A 6,083-nucleotide genomic window follows, 5' to 3' on the forward strand; every position below is an offset into this window, starting at 1 on the left:
GAACCGGAGGGGAGCGGGCGGATCAGGATGGAGGAGCGGACGAAAACGCGTCCCCTCAGTTGCATCGGGACGGGTGGTAGCCCGTCGGATGCGTTGTCGATGCAACTGAGCGGGCAAGATGGACGACGAAAAACCCCTCGCACGTATGGCGAGGGGCTGGATGGCGAACGATTATTCTTTTGGAGCGAACGAGCCGAACAAATCGGCATCTGGAGCGTATGATGTCGGTTTTGACTCAGCCCTTTGTGTTGACGCTTGATGTTCGACTGTGTCGAACGGAGCCACCGAAGGGTTCTTGATGAAATTTCTTAGGGCAAGTTTGATGATGTAGGATTTTGGCTTGTCCTCAAGAAAGTCGATCAAGTCTTGATCTGTCTCGGGGTTTAGTTTGAAGCTATACTGTCTCATTAGTTTCATTTCTCTCACCTCACTGATGGATGGATTGCTTTGCTGTCCGCATGAAGCGGCTAAAGTTTGAGAATCCACGTACGTTTGCTTCCTGGGCGTTCAAAATCGGCAATGCGTTCGGAGCCTTGATGTTCGACAGATGATCTTTCAACGCGTCGACACCGCCACCTGTGAAGATGGCCTTGTCATACTTGCTGAAATCCTTTTCGTTCGAAACGCGTTCGATGATGTCGGTTGCGGTGCGTTGGAATACGCGTTCACGCAATTCAGCAATCGGATAGCTCTCTCCGCCGTATTGGAAAGAAGTCTTCTCGCGCGTCTCGATTTCAAGTTGAAGTGGGTGGATCGTGGCGGTCTCGATGTTTCGTCCGCTATACCGTTGTTTGATTGCTTGGAACAAATCTCGGTATGCATCCGACATCGCAACCCCTGTCTCTTGATAATCACGGAGCTGACCGAGGGAAATCTCGGCGAGATCGGTTGAGCCGAACCCGATGTCGATGACGAGGACGTCAGCGTTCATCAGTTCGTCATAGTTGCTTCGTTTCATCCCATCATCCCCGATGATGCTATAGAAGAAACTACCAAGCGGTTGGAGGAACACATCCAGCGTCTCGATCGTGAAGAACTTTTCCTTCCCATCAATCTTCACATAATGGGTCGTTTCAAACCGTTTCTTCAAATCGTTGATGATCGTTTTCGTATAATGGTTGGCAGGAAGTCCGGTCGCAGCAATGATAGTATCTCCGTCCTCGACGACCTGGGCGAGAGCGATCATTGTCTCGACGTAGAAGGCGTGTGTCTGATACCGATCTGGTCCTTTGCTCGACGACGTCGAAAACCCCCTACGGATGCCAGCTTGGTAAGCGACGCCTTCGACCTCATATGTTGGGATCGGATTCGTGAAGTTTTCGATTGGCGCTTCGCGAACGGTGTTCGGATAGATCAACACTTGGTCCTTCTCAGCGTCGAACACCTTTATGTACGAGTTCGCAGTTTCAAAAGAGATCGTCTTCATGGGAATAGCCTCCAATTCGTTTTATCATTACTTTTATATCTAAATATATTCTATCATATCATAAAGTGATAATAAACATCTTTATATATAAAAAATAAAATAAAATCTACACAAGTAATTCTTGTATACACATCATTATACTAATTAATGTATTAAAAAGTATAAAAGTAAAACTGAGGATGTGCATAAAGATGTATATAAAGATTAAACAGTAATTCAAGTAAGACCGAACGGTCTTCTCTCTTTGTTATTTCAACTACCAAAATGGCGTGTGAAATGGGTTGAAGGAGTGAAAGGAAGTGGGATGTCTTGGCATTGACCTTCTTTTAAAAACGGCTATAGAAATAGGGTTTAGAGGGAAAATCGTATATTGTATTCTGATTCAGAGAGGCGTATGATGGAACTAGATTCTGAAAATTGGCATCCGACGGATGCGTGAAGAGTTACATAATCAGCCGGTCGATCGACCCGGGGTTCAGGCACAAAAAAAGAAGCACCTAGACGAAAAGAGGGGACGTCGTCCCTTTCGTCTAAGTGCTTCGTACCTACCCGGTCGTTCTACCGCCACCAGTCGTCTTAGCAGGACTTCTGGATGGTACAGCGCAGACCAATGCGCTTCGGCACACGACAAAAACAGATCTCCCGCCAGGAGACGAGCTGGAAACTCGATCTTCCCGGTACAGCGCAACCAACTGCGCTTCGGAGCACGACCTGTCCGATGCAGGCGTTACATGCCTTATACTACCATGTCTACCGCATGTACACAAGCCTCACGAGTCAAGGTTTTCTCCCTCTCCTCCCCACCGGGACGGAAGGGTTGTCGCTACCTGAAGAGCCATGGACTGCCGCTGTATGCGCGGCAGCCATGGCTCTTTTCACGTTCCCCGTCCCGCGGAAGGGAATGGACGACATGCAGGCAGTGACGAGAAAGGCACAGTATCGGATACATAGCGAGCGAGAGGAGAAGGCGGTGCGCCTTCTCCTCGGCGAGGGAAAGGGGCTCTACGAGGCCTATGCGGGCGACATCCCGGACGACGTCCGTCAGAAGTGCGACCATACATACAAGACGCAAGGGGCGGTCCGCGTCGCCTACGGCAAGGAATACCTCGCGAGCCACACCGGCGAGGGGCAGGACATCGCGCGCTCGATCGGTGGCGTGCTCCATTATCATGAGGCGAGCTGGCAAGGGGTGACCCACTGGACGCCGAACGTGTACATGCAGGCGGTGACGCCGGCCGACATCCGGGACGACAACCTCCGCCGGGTGCGGACGTTCCGGTTCGACATCGACGAGAAGCGGACGCGCCAACAGGTACTGGCCGCCTTCCTGGAGGCCGACGTGCCGTGCCGTCCGGCGCTCATCTTGGAGACGCCACGTGGGGCGCAGGTGTTCGTCGTGCTCGACGATGCGTTCTATGGCTCGGAGGGGGCGATCCGCCTCGCGCACGCGTTGGCCGTCGCGACACGTGACGCGCTCCTCGCCGTCGGCCTGCCGGTCGACGTGCACTGCCCGGTGTTCGGCTGGGCGCGTTTCCCGCGCGAGGAGACAATCCGCCACCTCGACGAGGGGGCGCTCTGGTCGAAGGACGAGGCCGTGGCGTGGTTCCTCGAGACCCGCGCGACGATCGACGGGCTCATGAAGACGTCCGGGAAGTATCGGGACATGCCGGTATGGGGCGCCCTCTGGGCGACGGACGCGGTCGGGACACGGAACGTCGTGACGTTCTGGCTCGCCGTCATGGCGCGAAAGGACGGGCTCTCACGCCGTCAGGCGATGCGTCGCCTCCAGGCGCGCAACCGGGGCATGACGAGACCGCTCACGGCGCGCGAGGTCGAGAAGACCGTGCTGAGCGCGTATCGGAAGGACTACGAGCCGTCGTCCGGCAAGCTGCAGGCGCTCTGTGGCGAGCGTCCGGTCTGGAACGGCTACAAGAAACATCGTCGCCCGCGCGAGGAGCGGGTCAACGAGCACCTGGACGAGTTCATCGCCCGCCTGCTCGCCCATCTCGACGAGAGATTGCCCGTGGGGGAGGGGGGCTTTGTGTGCATGGAGACGAGCGCGCGCACCCTCTGCCGGGAGATGCATGACGGGGACGTGAGTCAGCTGTCGGCGATGACGAAGGCGCTCCGCGCCCTCCATCGCCATGGGTTCCGGGTGGAGCCGATCCGTAACGCGGATGGCACGGTCCGACGCGGCCGTGGGGCCGGGTACCGCATCTGTCGCCTCGCCTCGCTCGTGTCACGGGTCCGTGACATGAAGCGAGAGGGGATGGCGTGCCCGCCGTCGCTCCAGTACGGGGCGATGACGTTCGCGCCACGCCATGCGGAGCACTACGAACGGGTCGCGAAACGGGTGAAAAATAAAATGTTTATCCTGCCAGTACACTTAGGTACCGTGGCCGGGCTTTCTGACGGGGGAGGGGGGACCTATGCCCTGTTGAACCCCTGGAGGTTGATGCTCTGTGAGGAGCGTCTCTCTCGTGAGACGTATCGGGTCGGGCGATCTGTGTTTTTTTCTCGGGGCTGAGTCCTACCCAAACCCTCGGTTGTGGTATGTGAAATACTGCTAACAGGCCAACGATGGGGCAGGAGAATATGCTTTCTCGTGTGTGGCACGAGGGATGCGAGCCTAGCGGAGTCTGGCGATGCGTCCCGCAAGTGCCCCGACAAGCGGATCGCAGGCGTCAACGCCGGAGAGCTGCGCGTTCAGGGTTTTCCGGACAGCACAAAAGGACCGGCAGGGGATGTAAGCGCTTGTCTGGTGTGTCCGCCCTGTCGGTCCTTCGTATGGTGTGTCGGACCCTCCCGTGGGAGGCCTGTCCTATGTGGCTCGGGGGTCCCGGTCTTCCTGTGCACGGGCAGAGGGTGTGCCAAGGGGCGCCTTGAAGAAACTTCCCTCGGGAGTGACCCATGTGTCCGTCACGATCTGACCGATCGCGCCCAGCCATCTCTAGTATAAGGCCTCGGGCTCGGTATGGACACCGAAAATGAATCCACAAACGCACAAAAAAGGCCCCCGGATCATCCTCGTGGAATCCGGGGGCGAATGGCGTGCCTGGTCGTGCATAGGTGTTCATCTTGTGAATTCAGAGATAAGGTTGCTGTGAAATCAAGAACGCCTGCATGCCGATGCTAGCCTGCGTTTGGGTTTTACGTACTGATGACCAGGCGACTGATGTCTTGGTCCCGATTATACAACTTGGAGCCTTAATAGGAACTCCAAAAAAAGAGATATGGACGATGTATTTTTGAATGATTCTACCGTTACGATTCGCCTCGTCAAGCGTCCAAGCATGCAGAAATTCCGAACCATCTTCAATTCTCGCCACATTCACGTTCAAAATGAGAACGCTTGCGCGTTAATTTTTGAGAATAAACGTACGTTTATTTGGCACAATTTGATTCGACATTTGTCGAAATAAATGTCGGATTTTGTCGCTTTTGACCCTGTCAGGAAACTTTTGTTCAAGACACAAAATATTTGAGGAAAACGACTCCGAGTTTCCTGAAACGAGGTGAAGGGTCTGACGTCAGCCATCTTAAAAACGGATTTTTCAACCATCACTTTTTGAGAATCGTCAGGATTCGAGAGAGACGACAAGTCGCATGGTTGAGCCGTTTTTGTTACAATAAGGACGTCGGATAATCGTCCGGGAGCAGGTGTCGTTTATGGGCCATCGGGTCATCAACGAGACCGAGCATCCAGTCGATCGAGACGTCCGCCTGTTCGGCGATCTGGTGGACGCGTTGAAGCGAGATGTAATTTTTCCGGTTTGGATTCATCCAATACTTCACCGTCGCAGTCGAGACGTTGAATAGCGGTGCGAGAAACTTGGTCATATTCATCTCAGACATCGTCAAATCGGTAGTATCTGACTCGAACTCTGAGATATAGATCAGCGTCTCCCTCAAACGATGTAAGAGAATCGGGAAGGACTCATCCCATTCTTCCGATGTTTGGATGGTTCTGGCGTCCTGATAGGTGATGATGTCTGTTCTCTCGAATAGCCAGTCCGCTGAAATATCGAGCTCTTCCAGTAATCGATAGATTTGAACATTTCGTTTGATTCCAATTAACGAAGTGGATGGTTCGGTTTTGTTTGTTTGTTGGATTTCTGTAAATTTCCCTGGATTGAGTGAATTCAGAACCCTTTTTAATGTTTTCGATTGGCGCAACGAAGGGTCGTTGTCCTTTAGTGTTCTGTGTCGTGCCTTGATCCGCTCGTATAGTTTGGCGCGGATGAGAACGATGTCATCGTTGTTGTTCATGTGTGGTAGTCTCCTTAGGATACGAGTATGTATGTCAACAAGTATGCGAACGGTTCACTGCCAAAATCAAGAAAAGGTGAACAACGTTCACCAATTCGAGATATTTACAGACGAGAAAACCGTTTACATAATTGGGATTTATGATATTATTAATATGAGTCAAGAAAAAGAACTATTTTAAGTTGTTTTACATTCAGGAAATACAAAAAAACCTACCAAGCCATATGGCTCGGTAGGCGAAGTTGCCGCAAGGTCGGACTTTGACGAGGCGACCGAGGGCTGGACGGATCGTGTTGACGCACGAACCATCCGGTTCTGGTGAATTTGATTTTTCGCGCCAAATTCACCTTTATCATAGCGGATTTCACGTGGTTTTTCCAGTCTCCCA

At 53.0% G+C, this 6,083-nt stretch carries 5 protein-coding genes; 2 read left to right on the plus strand and 3 right to left on the minus strand.

The features are described from left to right. Positions 1-222: hypothetical protein (locus GVY42_RS15400; RefSeq protein ID WP_236549009.1), on the plus strand; the 222-nt coding region annotated here is incomplete at its 5' end. Positions 223-427: 205 nt separating this feature from the next. Here the strand turns inward: GVY42_RS15400 and GVY42_RS15405 are convergent. Then, complete coding sequence (locus tag GVY42_RS15405; protein WP_159563842.1) at positions 428-1,426, minus strand: ParM/StbA family protein; 999 nt, start codon at positions 1,424-1,426, stop codon at positions 428-430. Between the two features lie 910 nt (positions 1,427-2,336). Between GVY42_RS15405 and GVY42_RS15410 the strand changes: the two genes are divergently transcribed. After that, positions 2,337-3,953: a primase C-terminal domain-containing protein gene (locus tag GVY42_RS15410; protein WP_159565613.1), complete on the plus strand. Its 1,617-nt coding sequence runs from the start codon at positions 2,337-2,339 to the stop codon at positions 3,951-3,953. A 1,097-nt stretch (positions 3,954-5,050) separates the two neighbouring features. Here GVY42_RS15410 and GVY42_RS15415 read toward each other — a convergent pair. After that, entirely contained in the window at positions 5,051-5,695 is a 645-nt protein-coding gene (locus GVY42_RS15415) for a hypothetical protein (protein WP_159565615.1), read from the minus strand. A gap of 177 nt (positions 5,696-5,872) precedes the next feature. Beyond that, the coding region (locus GVY42_RS16610) for a hypothetical protein (RefSeq protein WP_236550105.1) at positions 5,873-6,083 on the minus strand (211 nt) is incomplete at its 5' end.

The sequence above is a fragment of the Exiguobacterium sp. 8A genome (genome assembly GCF_902506275.1).
In the GTDB taxonomy this organism is placed as follows: domain Bacteria; phylum Bacillota; class Bacilli; order Exiguobacteriales; family Exiguobacteriaceae; genus Exiguobacterium; species Exiguobacterium profundum.

Bases quoted from the DNA above. Each gene is read 5' to 3' on its own strand.
- GVY42_RS15405 (WP_159563842.1), bottom strand. From the start codon at position 1,426: ATGAAGACGATCTCTTTTGAAACTGCGAACTCGTACATAAAGGTGTTC.
- GVY42_RS15415 (WP_159565615.1), bottom strand. From the start codon at position 5,695: ATGAACAACAACGATGACATCGTTCTCATCCGCGCCAAACTATACGAG.
- GVY42_RS15410 (WP_159565613.1), top strand. From the start codon at position 2,337: ATGCAGGCAGTGACGAGAAAGGCACAGTATCGGATACATAGCGAGCGA.